A 16587-nucleotide genomic window follows, 5' to 3' on the forward strand; every position below is an offset into this window, starting at 1 on the left:
CCCCGGAAGAAATGTCCGGTCAAAAAATCCTTTCATAATGGCGGGCATACCAAGCCACCACAGCGGATGTATCCAGACCTGATGTTCGCTCCAACGTATATCTTCCAATGCCTTCACCAGATCCGGTTCAAGCTCCATCCGCTGTTGATAGCCATATTGTAGATTTGGGTTAAAATCCAATTCGCCGATGGCAATGTATCGTACCTGCGAACCGAAGTTCAGAGCTGAAGTTATATAAGAATGTGCAATAGCACTGTTAAAACTTTCTTTGTACGGATGTCCGTTGATGACAACTATCTTTCTCATTTCTATTGGTTTAAAATATGTTTGAATAATGTTACCTGTTGTTCATAAAAAGTATCTGATAGCCGACAAGAGAAAAAGTCAAAGGCATGTACTGCTCCCTGTATTTCCAATAGGTTGACCGGAATATCCTCTTCTTTTAATTTTTGAGCGTACAATTTTCCTTCATCTTTCAACGGATCAAGTTCAAATACCACAACAGTTACGCTTGGTAAATCCTTAAAATTATTTTCCAACAAGGGAACCACATATTTGAGAGGATTGGTTATTCTATTCTGTAAATAATACTTCCACATCCATTCTGCCGATGTTCGGGTCTGCATAGGAGCATCGGCTAATTCATCCATCGACGGAGTTGCCAAAAGGTGGCTTGTCGTAAGATAAAGCAAATACTGATGTCGAATTACGACTTCTTTTCTGTCTCTCGCTAAATGTGCAATAGATGCTGCAATCGTTGCTCCGGCACTGATGCCACCAATAAGGATGTTGTTTTTGTCTCCATTAATCTGATTGGCATTTTTGGATAACCACAAGAGTACGTTATAACCGTCTTCCATTCCAGCCGGAAATGGATTTTCGGGTGCCAATCGATAATCTACGGAAACAATCAGCATACCAATATCCAGAGCCAACTTGAAAAATATGAAATCGTATTGTTCAGGTGTACCGAATATAAATGCCCCTCCGTGAAAATACAACAATACGGGTAAGTCTTGTTTACCTTTCGGTCGATATGTTCTCAGCCTGATGTTTCTTGACTTTTCAGTAGAGGAAATATGGATATTTCTCACATCAAGCCGTTTGGGAATGGCAAGAGGCTCTTCTTTTAGTGATAAATCCATTTCTTCTCTTCTCTTCTCTTCTGATCTGGATAGGATCATGTACCAATAAGGTATTGTAATCGATCTTATTGAAATTACTTTGGGACAGTACCCTATACAGTTCGCTATCTATTTTATGTTCTATGCCCATACATTTTATTATATAGTGTTCCCAAATGGATGGTCAATGATATAAAACCATGTGCCATCTTGCCGCTGGCGTACTACTTCCGAGGAAGAACCGTTTATAGAAATAGGCTTGCCATCTTTATTGACAGTATCTATATACCAACCAGCCCGCAACAATGCGATATTTTCAAACCTTATGGCAAACTGATTGACGGATGTCATCTTGCTATCCAATCCCAATAGATTGATGTGATCTGTCCGGACTTCTTTTTCACCGGTAAGGGATCGCCCTTCGATGGTCACGGTTATCGCTCCCCGTTCAAACAGATTTGCAATCCGTTCTATGTTGCCGCTGTTGTAGGCTGCCGCAAAACAGGCATTCATTTCTTCGGGAACAGTTGGTCGTGTTTTTTTCATATTCTTATCGTTTTATTTAATCCTTGTCTCCCAAACTAATCCTCAACCTGTTCAATGCATTCATTAACGAAATGCTTGCCGTTAGATCTACGATCTGCTTGTCGTCAAACAATGGCATTAGATCCGCTAAAATCAGATCCGTATCCTCTTTCAACAAGGTCAATGTCTCTGCCCAACGGAGTACGGCGAATTGTTCTCTCGTGAACGATTGTGAATGTCTGTATCCCGGAATTTTGTCAATGAGACGCTGGTCGATACCCATCTCACGGAGTTCATCGGCATGAAAGCTACAGCAGTAGGCACAACCATTTAGCTGTGATGTTTTTAGTTCTGCCAAAGCGATAAGTCCGGTATCTATTCCTGATTGACGGATACTTGCATGAGCCTTGTATAACAAACCTATGTTCTTCTTGGAAAGTTCTTTATAATCCATTTTCTTCTATAATTGAATGACTACTTTACCGACTGTATGTCCCGTTTCAATCTGCATGTGTGCTTTTGCCATTTCGTCAAATCCGAATACATGGGATATGTGGGGTTTCAGCACGCCTTTTGCCAATAGGGATGCGATATGTTGCATATCCTGTCCGCAGGAATAAACCGACATGAAATAACAGGCATGTAGCTGTTTTTCACGTGCTTTTAACTCATCTTCCTCTGTATGTCCCGAGGGCAATGTGACAATGGTTCCAAAAGGTTTAAGCACCTGCACGGATTTCTGGAAATTGGCACCTCCGATGGTTTCCAATACAAAATCAATATCCTGCAACACCTCCTCAAAACGTACGTTCCTGTAATCGATAAACTCGTCCGATCCCAATCCCAACACAAAATCCTTATTTGGGCCTGACGAAGTAGCGATCACAAATGCACCGATATGTTTGGCGACCTGTACGGCAAAATGCCCAACACCTCCCGATGCTGCATGGACAAGTACTTTGTCCGTAGATCTTAACTTGCCGTAGCTATCGAAAGCCTGCCAAGCAGTCAATGCTGCCAAGGTACTTGCGGCAGCTTCCAAGTGACTGATGTTTTTGGGTTTCTGGGCGAGATGCCGGGCAGGGACTGCGACGTACTCGGCATAGGCTCTGCCATGCCCGACAAAATTGACCATGCCGAATACTTCGTCCCCGATATTAAATTGGGTAACCTCATTTCCTATTTCCGTTACTTCGCCCGAAATATCCCAGCCCAATATCAAGGGATCGTATTTTGCCAGATCCTCTGCCAGTGGAGCCTGTCGGCTTCGGACTTTGACATCAACAGGATTGATGCTGATTGCCTTTACTTTGACCAGTACCTCATGTGCTGTTATTGTAGGTTTTTCAATGTCTTTGTAGACAAGGTTTTCGACACCTCCGAAATTTTCCAATACGATTGCTTTCATCTGTTCTTGATTGATCTATGCAAAAATAGACCGATAAAAAACTAAAAAACAGGTACATTTCAAGTCTATTTGGGTATCTTTGTCATTATGGCGAGAGAGAATATGCACAAATCATTGGAAGTTTATTACGAAAAGGTAGATAGTTGTCCTTTACGTGACCGCCAATTCAATTTTTTTGAATTTGTGTATGTATTGTCCGGTCAGGGATATCATTCGATCAATGGTAATTGTCTTCCTTTTAAATCCGGTGATCTTTTCCTGATTACACCAAAGGACAGTCACACATTCGATCTTGAAAACACATGCGAGTTTATAGTCATCCGTTTTGCTCCGTGCTATGTCAAGAGTTATAGCTGGCAAAGTATTGATCACATCGAATGCCTGTTATACTATGCTTCACATCTTTCAGGTTCGATTTTGGTCAATCCTGATGATAGACAGATGGTCGCTTCCATTATGGATGGAATACGGCGTACCCTTGACCACGATAATATATACAGTGAAGATTTGGTACGTCATTTTGTCAATGCCATTATCGTCATCGCTGCCAGAAATATTTCGGTCATAAAACCAGAAAACCTTTCTCCTAATGCCGATGTACGTATCCTGAACATTCTGGATTACATACAGGAAAATATCCGCCAACCCGATCGATTGAAAATTGCAGAAATAGCCGAAGAATTTGGATTGTCCCCCACATATCTTGGTAGCTATTTTCGAAAGCAATGCAATGAACCGATCCAACAGTACATTTCTTCTTATAGGATCCGGCAGATCGAGCATCGACTGCGTTTCAGTGACAAAAGGGTGCATGAGATAGCGGACGAATTTGGATTTGCCGATGAGAGCCATATCAACAAGTTTTTCAAACGCCATAAGGGAATGAGTTTAAAGAAATATAGGCAAATTTATCTCTTGCCTAATTCACTTGTATCATAGCTTCCTTTGTTTCTTTTTCATTCGGTTTGTAAACTGTTCTTCCTCGTAGTCTTCGCCCTGTGCTTGGAGCAATAGGCTGGATAATCCCAAATCAGAACTTTGCGAATGTTCCTTAGTGATAAACTCAAAAAGGTCTTTAGTCGGTTGGTGGCCTATGGTGTTCATATTAGAAACAGGGTTGTCTTGCATTTTCAATTCGGGTTTGTTTCCATTGTTCCACTAATCATTAAACCGATTTGCAGACAGGTTTCTGTCTAATTGTGAAGCGTTCCAGACACTTCGGCTTTCGTGGTCGATGAACATGATACCATAAATCCGTCCGCTCTCGTTCCTGCGGACAACCGCATTGATACCCTGCTCTTTGAGCTGCTTTTTAAATTCCGTTTCGCTGTTTGTGATGTGTATAGCCAATTCAACGGTATTTGTCTTCAAGAACGCTCCGTTCGGATATAGGAAAGAGGGAGAGCGGAAAGAACGTAGATTGGTCATTGAGGAAAGCTAAGATAGTACACTTATCTATGAAGCCTATTTAAGGGGACATCTCTCTATCCGATAAAACAACAGGCTCAAGAGTTAGGCTTCTCGACAAAAGGTAATATGGCTATCGAAAAAGTGTTTAAAAATCCGATCTATGCAGGATTAAGCCTATAAGGATTATGCAGGCGGATTGTTTGACGGCATATACGAAGCCATCGTTGACAAAACCACTTGGATAATGGTACAGGAGAAAATGAAACGCCCGAAAAAACAAGAACGGTTATAGACGATGAAATCCCGTTGCGTGGGGTATTGAAATGCCATTGTGGAAATCCACTGTCTGGTGCACCGCCAAGGGCAAATCGGGCAAGTATTATTACAAGTGCAGGCACTCCAAGCACAATAATATAAGTGCGATAAAAGCCCATAACCAATTTTTGGAAGCCTGTGAGCTGATGTGCCTGCCTGAATGCAGGGGTAAGAAAGATTAGGACGGTAACGAAAAGTTCGCTCGATTCGGAAATGGAAAACAACCGTAAAAAGGCTGTTGAAAAGAGAAGCCGATTACAGGAGGTCGAGGAAAAGCTATTTTCGGTTGAGGAAAAATGGATAAAGAACGAAATCAACAAGGATACCTTATTCAATATATAATAATGAGATACTGAATCCCAAAGGAGCGATTGAAAGGTTAGGAAACAACAAGAGCAAGGCATTTGGTATATTGGAAGACAACCTTAACCTTTTGACAGATATGCGACACGTATATACTACTTCCGACACCCTGCAAAAGAGGGAATTTGTAAATATGGTGTTCGACAGCAATCTGTACTATGAAAATGGTATTTATTGAACACCTACAATGCTCGGCTTGGCGTCGCATAACCATTTGAAAATGAAAGAAAAAGGATTGCTGATATACGAAAAAAAGAGGGTCTTCATCATGAAGACCCTCTCAGCAGAGAGGAAGGGATTCGAACCCTCGATACAGTTACCCGTATACTACCTTTCCAGGGTAGCTCCTTCAACCACTCGGACACCTCTCTATTTGAGATTGCAAAAATAAGGTATTTTATTGAATTACCAAACAATTAAAGCAATTAGTCTGTAATTTCTCCACAAAGACTCTTTGTAAAGTTATCGGCAAAGCTTTCCGGGTATTTCGGGTTGTTGATTAAATGCATAGCTTTTGTGATAGCACTCTCCGCTGTAATATCTTTTCCGCTGATAGCCCCGATTTTTGAGAAAATATTACTGTTTTCATATTTCCCGAATGAGATGCCCCCCGAAATACACTGACTCACCACTACAATCTCAGTTCCGTTATTTCTGATCTCCTGAAGAGTTTGCTGTGTTTTTTCAGTACTAAAAATGGTTCCGGAACCGAAAACCTGAAGGATCAGCACTTTCATTTTCGGGATTTCTTTAAAATGGCTTAAATGCATTCCCGGAAAGATTCTCCAGAATAAAATATCTTCGGAAACATAATCATCCACATGAAACTCCACCTTAGGATCACAGCGGTACAGATTATCCTTAATAATATTCAGATGAACACCGGATTGGCCAAGCATAGGGTAATTCGGACTGGAATAGGCATCAAAATACTCCGCAGAATATTTAAGCGTTCTGTTTCCCCTTAATAATTTATATTCGAAATAAATGGCCACTTCCTGAATTACTGCTTCATCATTTTCATACAGACTTGCATAATATAAGCTGGTCAGAAGGTTCTCTTTGGCATCCGTTCTTAAATCACCGATCGGAAGCTGCGAACCGGTTAAAATAACAGGTTTTCTCAATCCTTTGAGCATGAAACTTAAAGCCGAAGCGGTATAAGACATGGTGTCTGTACCGTGAAGCACCAGGAAGCCGTCATATGCGTTGTAATTCTTATGAATATAGTTAGCAATGATTTTCCATTCTTCAGGTCCCATATCGGAAGAATCCAGTGGTTTTGAGAAAGGATGTACGAATACCTCACATTCCATCAATTTCATTTCGGGCATTTTCTCAAAAATATTTCCAAAATCAAATGCGCGAAGGCTTCCGGTTTCATAATCTTTTTCCATTCCGATGGTTCCACCGGTATATATAAGCAGGACTTTTCGTTTCATGTAATACTTTTTAATAAAGAATCTGAGCCTGTTTGGTTCATAGCTTCAAAATTACGTTAATTTGCAAAGATTTGAAAATGAATGAAAGATTTAGCACAAACTTTTGAGTATTTAAAACAGTTTTTAACGGAAGAACGATTAAAGAAAATTGAACACTTCTCTCCGGAAAGTTCAGATTTTATTCTTCCGGTGATGGAAGATGTATATCAGTTCAGAAATGCTGCGGCGATTGTAAGATCGGTAGAAGCGTGTGGATTTCATAAAGTGGTTGCTCTGGAAGAAGAAAACGTATTCAATCCCAATCTTACCGTTACAAAAGGGGCAGAAACCTGGGTAGAGGTAGAAAAAATGCCGAAAAATATTTCATCACTACAGAAAATTAAAAACCAGGGCTATAAGATCCTGGCAGTTTCTCCCGAAAAAAATGCAGTGATGCTTCCCGATTATCAGATCACGGAACCCATTGCTTTGGTGTTTGGAACTGAGCTGGAAGGAGTTTCAGAGGAAGTGATTGATTTTGCCGATGAAACCTTAGCAATACCAATGTATGGATTCACAAAAAGCTTTAACGTATCTGTAGCGGCAGGAATCTGTATGTATGAATTAAAACAGAAATTGCTCAGATCAGATATTGATTATAAACTGAATGCAGAAAAGCTGATAAAAATGAAGATTCGCTGGGCAGTCAATTCTATGAGAAGCGGACAACAGATCTTTGAAAAATATATCCGGGATAACGGAATCGATTTTTAAGTCAGATAATTCCATGCAGCAACAAATATTCCTGCTGTTTCTGTTCTTAGTCTTTGATTTCCAAGAGAGACTGCTCTTATTTTAAGATCTGTTAAGTATTGAATTTCTTTATCGGAAAAATCACCTTCCGGACCAATAAGAAAAGTATAGGAACCTGTCTTAGAAATATTTTTCAATTCAATTCTTTCCAGGTTTTCATTGCAATGGGCCACGAAAGTGTTTTTTATTTCGGTATTCTTCAGAAAATCGGAAAACTTTACAACGTCATTAATAATCGGGAAATGAAATCTTAAGCTTTGTTTTGAAGCTGCAATAGACTGTTTTCTGATTTTATCAGTATTGATGTTTTTACGTTCCGTTTTTTCAGTCAGTACAAATGTAATTTCAGAAATACCCATTTCAACAGCTTTTTCTACGAAAAACTCAATTCTGTCAATATTTTTTGTCGGTGCAATCGCAATATGAAGTTTAGGCTCAAAATCCGGAAAATCTGTTTTAATGGCCGAAACATCGATACCGGCTTTTTTACCTTCAATCATCAGCGTTCCGGATGCAAGACTCCCTTTCCCGTCTGTAACATGAATTTCTTCTCCATCCTTCATCCTGAGGACTTTCAGAATATGCTGCTGCTCTTCATCATTAATGACTACTTTGTTATCTTCTATGTTGCCGTAAAATAATTTCATTCCTTGTTAACTCGTTAAATTGATGATTTGTAAAACCGTTGACTGCAGATAATAATCTATCTCCAGATTTTTCACTTCCGGAAAAGATCATATTACCAAATAACTTTCTTTGACCAACTTTCTTACATTTTGCTATACTTCGAATTTCTCAAAATAAAATTGATACATTTTCTATTATTTTGCGATTTTACAAATTTGCACTTCAGTAAAACCTACAAATCATACTTCGAAGTTGCACCTGTTCTTAGATCCGTAAATTCCCCTCTTTCAAATTTCAGTTGGGCAACCATGGCAATCATCGCAGCGTTGTCGGTTGTATATTCAAATTTTGGGATATAAATGTTCCATCCTGATTTTTTGTGATTATCTTCCATTGCTTTTCTCAATGCTGAATTGGCAGAAACTCCACCCGCGATGGCCACTTCTTTTATTTCTAAATCTTTTGCAGCTTTTTCAAGCTTGTTCATTAAAATCTCAATAATACATTTCTGAACCGATGCGCATAGATCTTTCAGGTTTTCCTTAATAAAATCAGGATTTTTTCTGACCTCTTTTTGAATGAAGTATAAAACAGATGTTTTTATTCCACTGAAAGAGTAATCATAATTTTCAAGTTTAGGCTTATTAAACCTGAAAGCATCGGGATTGCCTTCTTTGGCCAGTTTGTCGATAATAGGACCGGCAGGGTAATCCAGATCAAAGATCTTTCCTATTTTATCAAATGCCTCACCCGCAGCATCGTCAGTTGTTTTTCCGATAATTTCCATATCGAAATAATCCTTCACCAAAACGATCATTGTGTGGCCTCCGCTTACCGTAAGGCACAAAAAAGGAAATTTCGGCGGCATAGGATTTGCATCCTCAATAAAATGGGCTAAAATGTGGGCCTGAAGGTGGTTTACCTCAATTAAAGGAACGTCTAAACTCATTGCCAATGATTTAGCAAAAGAGGTTCCAACCAAGAGAGAACCTAAAAGTCCGGGTCCGCGTGTAAATCCTATAGCAGAAATTGCATTTTGTTGTATATTTGCTTTAGTCAGAGATTTTTCAACGACAGGGATAATGTTTTGCTGATGGGCCCGTGAAGCCAGTTCAGGAACAACACCTCCGTATTCTTTATGGATTGCTTGATTGGCAGCAATATTAGAAAGAATGGAATTCCCTTTGATGATGGCTGCTGATGTATCGTCACAAGACGATTCAATACCTAAAATTATAGACTCGCTCATAATAATGGCAAAGTTAGAGAATAATAACGAAAATGAGAATAAAAAATCTGTAGCTGACAACTTGGGAGATCAGGTACGAAAAACTGTTGAGAATGTTGAAGATAATGTAAAGGAAACGGTAAAAGAAGCGTCCGAACTGGCTTCAGATGCGATTCACCATCCGGTAGAAACAGCTCAGGAGTTTGGAAAGCAGGCAGCTAAAGATATCGCAAGCTATTCATGGTGGGCAAAACTTTTATTAATTCTTTTTTGGCTTGGAGTTTCTCTGATTGTTGCAGTGATTATTATCATTAACCTTCCTGTCACCAAACAATGGGCGGCAGATCAGGCATTACAAATCGTCAACAGAGACTTTAAAGCAGAAATGTCTACTGAAAGCGTAGAAGTGGATTTTTTCGGGGACGTCACCATAAAAGGCTTAAAAATTAAAGATTATAAAGGCTATGATTTTATTAAAGCCAGGGAATTTATTGCTAATTCTGACTGGTTTTCTTTAGCAACTAATATTGGGAAGAATAATTCTTTAAGTTTTAATTCCCTGACACTTAAAAATGCCGATATAAAAGTAATTACTTATAAAGGAGATAGTATTTCCAATTTTATCCGTTTCACAAAACTATTTGACAGTGGGAAAAAAAGAGATCCCAGTAAGCCGCCGTTTCAGTTAAATTCCAGATTGCAGATTTTTGATTCCAGAGTTTCTATTGTCAATCTGAATTCGCCGGGTGAAGCCGGAAAGTGGCTTACAGCAACTCATTTCAACCTGAAAGCGCCTAATGTGAAAGTGAATGGTGCCAATATCTCTGCACTCATAAACAATTTATCCTTTGTCACAAAAAGATGGGGAAAATCTCATATTGTAGACACTTTCTCCACAGAATTATCTATGACAGATGATTTCCTTTCTCTTAAAGATCTGACATTGAATACAGACCACAGCCTTTTGCAGGGAAATATAAAATTTAATCTTAATAAAGGTTCATGGGCAGATTTTGCCGATAAGGTAAGATGGGATATGAATCTTAATCAGGGAAGTCAGCTTAATGGATATGATATCAGCTATTTTGTAACTAACTGGGACAATTTCGAACCATTTAATGTGGCTGGAAAAATGACAGGTCCATTGAATAATTTCTATCTGGAAAACTTCCTTATCAGGAATCCGAGTGTGAATATTGCCACTCAGACCATGAAGGTTAAAAATATCCTTAAAGGCAATTTTCAGATTGAAACCAGTAACCTTGCAGCCGATTTTACTTATAAGGACCTGAAAGCAATGATGCCTTCATTTATTTCAACAAAGATGAAGAATTTTGCGGATGATTTCGGAAGGCTGAAATATAATGGGGCAGCGAGTGTAAATCCTAAGCAGGTGTATGTGCCCAATGGAAACTTAATTACCGGGATCGGACAGGCAAAAATTACCAAGTTTTTTCTTACAGATTACAGTACGGCTTTACCAAAATATTCAGGATATGCTGAAGTTACGGACCTGAATGCCTCTGTGATCACAAAAAATAAATCGGTAGGTTTAATCTCTGGTAAATTTGATATTAACGGGCAGAGTTTCGATGTCAACACCATGCGCCTGACCACAAAGTCCCAGGTTTCAAAGATTGAGATCATGAATAAAGAAATCAATAACCTTTATCTGGATGGCTTGCTTGATCATAAAAAGTATAATGGAACCATTACTGTAAATGATGAGCAGGCAAAAGCTACAATAAAAGGACTGATTGATTTCAGCACTTCAAGAATTGCAATGGATGTAAACGCCGATGTCAGTTATCTGAATATGAACTATTTTACTGATAAGCCCGGCAATCAGATTGTAAGTGGGCAGGTAGTCGGTAAAATGTCGATGTCATCCATTAATGATCTTATTCTTGATGTAGAGGCAAATAATGTAAATTTTGCTACGGCAACTCAAAAATATATTATTCCGAATGCTAAAGTGAAAACCTTTATAGAAGGAGGCAGCCGTGTCATCGATGTCAGTGCCCCGGGAGCTGTTAACGGAAAAATTTCAGGAAAATATAACCTGGCAGATTTAGCCGGAATGGTAGAAAACGGATTAGGAAAAATCTTAGTAGGCCCACCGCCGAGAAAGCTATACAGGGGGCAGGGTTTTGCTATGAATTTTGATGTTCAGCAAGGTCTGGTAAGTTACTTTATGCCGGATTTAAAGCTGCCTCAGGGAGCTGTGGTAGAAGGGCAGTATGATGGAAATTCAAACAATCTTATTCTGAATCTTGATGCGGCGTCTTTAAAATATGTAATGACAAAAGAAGTCGAAATTACAGAAGCCGATAAAGCCCTTGCAGAAGCCAATCCTGCCTATAAAATCAACCAGAGGGATAATATTACCCGCGATAGTGCTATGGTAGATAGCGTATTGGTCAGAATAAATACGGCTAACCTTAATGAGCAGCTTTATGCAAAAGTAAAAAGGGTAGAATATAATAAAAATGTGATCAAAGATCTGACCCTTAGCGGGAGAAATGAAAATAACAGTATCCTTCATCTTGCGACTGCTTTCAAACACGGAAGCCCTGAAGACGAACTGGATGATAAGCTGAAAGAATATGCAATTAATGTCAACCAGTCGACTAATGCAGCTGGGGATTATGTATTCAGGTTTGAACCGACGGAAGTCAAATTTAATGAGGTAACCTGGGCGATAGATACAAGCCCGGAACTTGACCATTCCATTACTTACAGAAAAAAGACCAGTGATTTTGAAATCAGGAACCTGAGGGTTTTTTCGGATAACAGCGAGCTGTTTATCAAAGAATCTACCTTTAAATCTGCTAAAGATTTCTATGTAGATGCGGATATTAAAGATTTTGCGATTGAAAAGCTCCTGGAAATGCAGTCCGGAGGGAATTCTATGGATCTCAAAGGTCTTGCCAACGGAAGTGTTAAGATCAGGATGGATAAGAGTACATTGCAGCCATTGATCGATTTGACCATTGATGATATTAAGATGAATGGCAATGATATGGGGGATGTTACCATCTCAGCAACCAACGGATTTTCATTGAATGTTTACGATATAGATGTAAAAGTAACTTCGGCAGGAATAATAGGCAATAATAATTTACATTTAACGGGCACCGTTAATAATAACACGGCTTCACCTACCATAGATCTTGTTGCGGAAATGCGTGAATTTGATCTTGCATTTGCCCAGCAGTTTGTACAGTCTATATTCGGGAACTTAAGAGGAAAAGCTACCGGAGACCTTAAAATAAATGGTAAACTGAGCGATCTGGACTACAGCGGGGATATTGCCCTGAAAGAATTCGGGTTAAAACTTTTGTTTACGGGAGTAGATTATTCATTTGATGACACGGTGATCCCTTTATCCAAGGGATTGGCGATTCTCAATAACATCGGAGTTCATGACGGAAGGTCCAACTCAAAAGGAACAATTTCCGGGGCGATACAGTTTGAAACCCTTTCTTCAATGGGAGTCAACCTCGTAATGAGAGCAGATAATCTATTGGTACTGAATACGACGCAGAAAGATTTTGATCTATTCTGGGGAAGGGTTTACGGGCAGGGTGATCTATATGTTGATGGGCCTGTATCGGGTTTAAGTCTTTCAACGCCTAATATGAAAGCGTTGAATGGAAGTACATTCACCTTTAATTCAAGCTCCACATCCAATGTTGAAGAATTTAAGATGCTGAGATTCCTGAAAGAAGGAAAAGACGGTTTAATTACGCTTGAAGAGAAGAAAAAAACCGGAGCCAACATGAATATTGATTTTGACCTTGATGTAGATAAAGGAACTACTGTAAATGTTCTGGTAGGTGATGACGTAGGAAATATTACGGTAAAAGGAACTGCAGATGATTTAAGGTTCCAGATGAGCAGGCAGGGGAATATTGCAATGAATGGGACCTACAAAGTGGATAACGGAACATTTGTATCCAAAGCCATTCTTAATAAAACCTTCCAGATTGAGAGAGGAAGCAGTATCCGCTGGGATGGTGACGCGATGAAGCCGGCATTAAATATTACGGCTAACTATGTGAGAATGGTCTCCAATGCCGGGGAATATCTGAATATGGGAAACATACAGCCTATCAGTATACTTTTACAGGCGAATATCACTCAATCTCTTGTAGACCCCAAGATAGATCTTGATGTGTCTGCTTTAGAAGTTTCAAGCCAGGTGAAGGAGACTTTAGCGGCAAAAATGAGTCAGGATGGGGAGAAAGTTTTACAATTTGGTTCCATATTATTGTTAAATAGTTTTAACGTTTCAAACTCAGGAGGAGTAGATGTAAATGTGGCCGGTGTTGCAGAGTCTTCCGGTTATAATATGCTGTTAAAACAATTAGGATCTGTTTTAAATACGATGAGTAATGAATTCCAGATTGACCTTAATTATGTGAAAGGAGATCAGAACTCAAATACGGGTGACAGGGCAAATGCAGGAGTTACCTTTGCTCTTTCCCCAAGAATAAAAGTGAAGACAGGATTGGGGATTCCTTTGACCAAAACGGAGAGTACAGAAGCTAATTATCTTTCGGGTGAGGGCTCAATAGAATATGATATTTCTAAAAAGAATGACGGAAGTCTGGTTTTAAGGGGGTATTCAAAACCTACCAATATCGGGATGGGAATTACAGGAGCCGGAACAAACGGTTCTGCGAATCAGGCCTATGGAGGGGGAATTGTGTGGAGCAAAAGCTTTAATTCTCTATTTAAAAGAAAGAAAAAAGATAAAAAACAGACTGAAGCTAAAACGGAAATAAAAACAGATTCTGTAAAATCAGACGGTAAATAATTTGAATATTTTAATGATTTTTATCATATGTGTTAATTATTGTTAATATTTAATATAATTTTCTTTGTTAAATTATTTTTTATAAATTTGCAAAAAATACATTGATTTTTTAAGAAAATTGTAATTTAACTAATATGAACTATCAACTTGACGAAATAGACAAGAAAATTCTTGACTTCTTAGTAGAAAACACAAGAATGCCTTTTACTGAAATTGCAAAACAGATGGATGTTTCTGCAGGGACAATTCACGTAAGAGTGAAAAAAATGGAGGATGCTGGTATTATCTTGGGATCTTCCCTTAATATCGATTATGGTAAATTAGATTATCATTTTACAGCTTTCATAGGAATTCTTTTAACCAAATCAAACCGTACACAGGAGGTTTTAAAAGAGTTATCAACTATTCCTAATGTAATCGAAGCGAGTGTAATCTCAGGAAAATATAATATTTTCTGTAAGGTGAGAGCTAAGAATACTGAAGATGCTAAGAGAATTATCTACCAGATAGATGACATTCAGGATGTGATGAGAACAGAAAGTATGATTTCTATGGAGGAGTACTTAAGCGATAAAAACAGACTGATTAACGCTATTTCTGTTTAATCAAATTTTAAACGAATAAATATAGAAGAACTTATGAAATTATTCATAAGTTCTTTATTTTTGTACCTATGGAAGAATACAGTTACTTTGACGAAAGTCCTAAAAAAGGATGGGGTTTTATTCTGGCATTTGCCTCTTTAATGCTGTTTACAATAATGGGCCTGGGAATAGATGTAGATGAATACTTACAGCATGAATATCTTAATATCCCAAGATGGTATTTTTATGTAATTTTCTCAATAGATCTGCTGATGATGATCAGTCTTGTACTGATGTTCTTTTACAGAAAGCCAGGGATCTTTGCCTTCCCGGTATTACTGGTGCTGCATTTTTTTATGCACAATTATTACCTGTCTACATTTTTATATACGGATGTGACCAACCTTTTCCTTTTTACAGGATTTGGAATGCTTGCAATCATCCCAAAATGGAAATTTTTTAAATAATATAAGCAGAGGCTGTCTCAAAAGGTAAATTAATGCTCTGAGAATCTCCTAAATAACAAAAGTTGTCAGACAGGAGTCTGAGAGAGGGGGTACTTTTGAGACAGCCTCTTTTTTGATCACATGATATTTTCAGGATGAAATGGTTTTAAAAAAAATAAAATAGTTGGAATTTGTTTAATAATTACTCGGAAAAGTCATCTGCTATTTTTTCTGATGTTTTAAATTATACATTCCTAGCTCTTTTCTGCTTCTGCTGATTGATGCTGAATCTTTTATTTTACATTCCATAATAACGGATGGCTTTTTGCTTTAAAGGATTAATGCTCCATGCTTCCCATTCTGCTGTGTAAGGATTATATCCACATTTTAATGGTTTGGAAACATCAAGACCATCATCATTTTTATGGATCTGTTCTGTGTAAGCTCGACAATCTGTACATATATATCTAAATTCACAATCTTTACAAACTTCGATATGGTCTTTGGTAAGGTTCCAGTATTTTTTTAAATCATTCTGGAGGAATACTTTTTCTAGAGTTGTATTTTTGATGTTACCAAAACTTTGGGACATTGCTGGGCAATTTTTGATGTTACCGTCTTTGTCTATGCTTATTTTCTGATGAAGACAAGAGTTGTAATTTATAGCTTCTAAAACTTTTGGAAGATTAGTATTAAAATATTGCAGATCAACTTTCCCACAAGAAGAAATTTTTAAATTTTCATCAGTAAAATTTATGGTAAATCTATATTCCTCATCTACTTCAAATAAATATTCTTTGCAATTAAAAAATATTATACTGCTTATTCTTATGGTGTTCTCATTAAGAGTTTGGATGAAGGTTTTATCAACGTTTAAATGGTATTGTGAAAATATTTCTATACTTTCAACAACAGAATCTTTAAAGTAATTTTCTATCTCTAAAAAGTCATTAATGCTCAGGCAGTTGTGGTAATAAATTACAATATACTTTATTTGTAAATTTTCTACTGAATCTTTTATTTTGCTGATGACAGAAAGATCATTTAATTCAATAAAAATATTGGATAAGATATTGTAATTCTTGTATTCATACGATAAAGGAGGAAAGTTCTTATCCTGTTTATTTTGAGACAGAAAACCATATTCTTCTTTTAATAGGAGGTCTATGTATTCTTTAATTATTTCTTTAGAATCGGTATCATAGTTTTTGATTATGTCTTCTATCGGTTTAATTTTTAACTCATCAATTAAATCGTTAAGTTCCAAAGGATATAATTCCGATATATTTCTTTGTAAATCTGAGATCAGGATTCTGCTTGCGCCTTTCGTTATTAAAATATTACTGAATAAATTAAAATAAGTCATAGCATTCTTGTTAGAGGTTTTACAGAAATATTTTTGCCATAAAAATTAGTTTGATATTTTCCACATACAATTATATTATCTTTATAACTCATATGAGCGGTTTTTGGTAAGAATTCTAAATATTTGAATATTAAA

General features: G+C 37.7%; 16 protein-coding genes and 1 tRNA gene. 5 read left to right on the plus strand and 12 right to left on the minus strand.

What is annotated here, in order from left to right:
* From PMI13_RS11750 to PMI13_RS11770, 6 genes are all read right to left on the minus strand, one after another.
* Nucleotides 1–306 (minus strand): NAD(P)H-dependent oxidoreductase (locus tag PMI13_RS11750; RefSeq protein WP_007843917.1); only part of this gene is annotated, 306 nt, incomplete at its 3' end.
* A gap of 2 nt (nucleotides 307–308) precedes the next feature.
* Entirely contained in the window at nucleotides 309–1145 is an 837-nt protein-coding gene (locus PMI13_RS11755) for an alpha/beta hydrolase (protein WP_238536306.1), read from the minus strand.
* Nucleotides 1096–1275 (minus strand): hypothetical protein, encoded by a 180-nt coding sequence (locus tag PMI13_RS21575; RefSeq protein ID WP_238536307.1) that lies wholly within the window; start codon nucleotides 1273–1275, stop codon nucleotides 1096–1098. Before PMI13_RS21575 ends, PMI13_RS11755 begins: the two co-directional genes overlap by 50 nt.
* An 8-nt stretch (nucleotides 1276–1283) precedes the next feature.
* Nucleotides 1284–1670, minus strand: coding sequence for a YybH family protein (locus PMI13_RS11760; protein ID WP_007843919.1), 387 nt, complete (start codon nucleotides 1668–1670; stop codon nucleotides 1284–1286).
* Between the two features lie 16 nt (nucleotides 1671–1686).
* Complete coding sequence (locus tag PMI13_RS11765) at nucleotides 1687–2067, minus strand: carboxymuconolactone decarboxylase family protein (RefSeq protein WP_202948032.1); 381 nt, start codon at nucleotides 2065–2067, stop codon at nucleotides 1687–1689.
* Nucleotides 2068–2109: 42 nt separating this feature from the next.
* Nucleotides 2110–3057 (minus strand): NADP-dependent oxidoreductase, encoded by a 948-nt coding sequence (locus tag PMI13_RS11770; RefSeq protein WP_007843924.1) that lies wholly within the window; start codon nucleotides 3055–3057, stop codon nucleotides 2110–2112.
* 87 nt (nucleotides 3058–3144) lie between these two features.
* On the opposite strand from PMI13_RS11770, the gene PMI13_RS11775 reads away from it, so the two are divergent.
* Entirely contained in the window at nucleotides 3145–3996 is an 852-nt protein-coding gene (locus PMI13_RS11775) for an AraC family transcriptional regulator (protein ID WP_007843926.1), read from the plus strand.
* Between the two features lie 219 nt (nucleotides 3997–4215).
* Here the strand turns inward: PMI13_RS11775 and PMI13_RS21580 are convergent, their stop codons facing one another.
* The 3 genes from PMI13_RS21580 to PMI13_RS11795 form a co-directional block, all read right to left on the minus strand.
* On the minus strand, nucleotides 4216–4485 hold the full coding sequence (locus PMI13_RS21580; RefSeq protein WP_039889527.1) for a hypothetical protein: 270 nt from the start codon (nucleotides 4483–4485) through the stop codon (nucleotides 4216–4218).
* A gap of 944 nt (nucleotides 4486–5429) precedes the next feature.
* Nucleotides 5430–5516: transfer RNA gene (locus PMI13_RS11790), tRNA-Ser, on the minus strand.
* A 54-nt stretch (nucleotides 5517–5570) separates the two neighbouring features.
* Nucleotides 5571–6587 carry an asparaginase gene (locus PMI13_RS11795; protein WP_007843935.1) on the minus strand — a complete coding sequence of 339 codons (1017 nt, stop codon included), beginning with the start codon at nucleotides 6585–6587 and terminating at the stop codon, nucleotides 5571–5573.
* 81 nt (nucleotides 6588–6668) lie between these two features.
* On the opposite strand from PMI13_RS11795, the gene PMI13_RS11800 reads away from it, so the two are divergent.
* The gene (locus tag PMI13_RS11800) at nucleotides 6669–7340 is read left to right on the plus strand and encodes a TrmH family RNA methyltransferase (RefSeq protein WP_007843937.1); all 672 of its coding nucleotides are present in this window, start codon (nucleotides 6669–6671) and stop codon (nucleotides 7338–7340) included.
* Here the strand turns inward: PMI13_RS11800 and PMI13_RS11805 are convergent.
* Together PMI13_RS11805 and tsaD are read right to left on the minus strand one after the other, a co-directional pair.
* Nucleotides 7337–8026, minus strand: a complete 690-nt coding sequence (locus PMI13_RS11805) for an RsmE family RNA methyltransferase (RefSeq protein ID WP_007843939.1) — start codon at nucleotides 8024–8026, stop codon at nucleotides 7337–7339. The genes PMI13_RS11800 and PMI13_RS11805 overlap by 4 nt on opposite strands.
* Before the next feature lie 212 nt (nucleotides 8027–8238).
* Complete coding sequence (tsaD, locus tag PMI13_RS11810; RefSeq protein ID WP_007843941.1) at nucleotides 8239–9255, minus strand: tRNA (adenosine(37)-N6)-threonylcarbamoyltransferase complex transferase subunit TsaD; 1017 nt, start codon at nucleotides 9253–9255, stop codon at nucleotides 8239–8241.
* A 4-nt stretch (nucleotides 9256–9259) separates the two neighbouring features.
* Between tsaD and PMI13_RS11815 the strand changes: the two genes are divergently transcribed.
* The 3 genes from PMI13_RS11815 (at nucleotide 9260) to PMI13_RS11825 (ending at nucleotide 15107) form a co-directional block, all read left to right on the plus strand.
* A complete protein-coding gene (locus PMI13_RS11815) occupies nucleotides 9260–14056 on the plus strand; it encodes a translocation/assembly module TamB domain-containing protein (protein WP_007843943.1) in 4797 nt (1598 codons plus the stop codon).
* Between the two features lie 134 nt (nucleotides 14057–14190).
* Complete coding sequence (locus tag PMI13_RS11820; protein WP_007843944.1) at nucleotides 14191–14661, plus strand: Lrp/AsnC family transcriptional regulator; 471 nt, start codon at nucleotides 14191–14193, stop codon at nucleotides 14659–14661.
* A gap of 68 nt (nucleotides 14662–14729) precedes the next feature.
* Nucleotides 14730–15107, plus strand: a complete 378-nt coding sequence (locus PMI13_RS11825; protein WP_007843946.1) for a hypothetical protein — start codon at nucleotides 14730–14732, stop codon at nucleotides 15105–15107.
* A gap of 277 nt (nucleotides 15108–15384) precedes the next feature.
* Here PMI13_RS11825 and gwsS read toward each other — a convergent pair whose 3' ends face one another.
* The gene (gene gwsS / locus PMI13_RS11830; protein WP_007843947.1) at nucleotides 15385–16452 is read right to left on the minus strand and encodes a grasp-with-spasm system SPASM domain peptide maturase; all 1068 of its coding nucleotides are present in this window, start codon (nucleotides 16450–16452) and stop codon (nucleotides 15385–15387) included.
* Between the last annotated feature and the right edge of the window lie 135 nt (nucleotides 16453–16587).

The sequence above is a fragment of the Chryseobacterium populi genome, assembly GCF_000282115.1.
Lineage (GTDB): Bacteria > Bacteroidota > Bacteroidia > Flavobacteriales > Weeksellaceae > Chryseobacterium > Chryseobacterium populi.

Excerpts from the sequence above, each read along its gene's own strand:
- PMI13_RS11755 (WP_238536306.1), bottom strand. The coding sequence starts at position 1,145 with ATGGATTTATCACTAAAAGAAGAGCCTCTTGCCATTCCCAAACGGCTT.
- PMI13_RS21575 (WP_238536307.1), bottom strand. The coding sequence starts at position 1,275 with ATGGGCATAGAACATAAAATAGATAGCGAACTGTATAGGGTACTGTCC.
- PMI13_RS11760 (WP_007843919.1), bottom strand. The coding sequence starts at position 1,670 with ATGAAAAAAACACGACCAACTGTTCCCGAAGAAATGAATGCCTGTTTT.
- PMI13_RS11770 (WP_007843924.1), bottom strand. The coding sequence starts at position 3,057 with ATGAAAGCAATCGTATTGGAAAATTTCGGAGGTGTCGAAAACCTTGTC.
- PMI13_RS11775 (WP_007843926.1), top strand. The coding sequence starts at position 3,145 with ATGGCGAGAGAGAATATGCACAAATCATTGGAAGTTTATTACGAAAAG.
- PMI13_RS21580 (WP_039889527.1), bottom strand. The coding sequence starts at position 4,485 with ATGACCAATCTACGTTCTTTCCGCTCTCCCTCTTTCCTATATCCGAAC.
- PMI13_RS11795 (WP_007843935.1), bottom strand. The coding sequence starts at position 6,587 with ATGAAACGAAAAGTCCTGCTTATATATACCGGTGGAACCATCGGAATG.
- PMI13_RS11800 (WP_007843937.1), top strand. The coding sequence starts at position 6,669 with ATGAAAGATTTAGCACAAACTTTTGAGTATTTAAAACAGTTTTTAACG.
- PMI13_RS11805 (WP_007843939.1), bottom strand. The coding sequence starts at position 8,026 with ATGAAATTATTTTACGGCAACATAGAAGATAACAAAGTAGTCATTAAT.
- tsaD (WP_007843941.1), bottom strand. The coding sequence starts at position 9,255 with ATGAGCGAGTCTATAATTTTAGGTATTGAATCGTCTTGTGACGATACA.
- PMI13_RS11815 (WP_007843943.1), top strand. The coding sequence starts at position 9,260 with ATGGCAAAGTTAGAGAATAATAACGAAAATGAGAATAAAAAATCTGTA.
- PMI13_RS11820 (WP_007843944.1), top strand. The coding sequence starts at position 14,191 with ATGAACTATCAACTTGACGAAATAGACAAGAAAATTCTTGACTTCTTA.
- PMI13_RS11825 (WP_007843946.1), top strand. The coding sequence starts at position 14,730 with ATGGAAGAATACAGTTACTTTGACGAAAGTCCTAAAAAAGGATGGGGT.
- gwsS (WP_007843947.1), bottom strand. The coding sequence starts at position 16,452 with ATGACTTATTTTAATTTATTCAGTAATATTTTAATAACGAAAGGCGCA.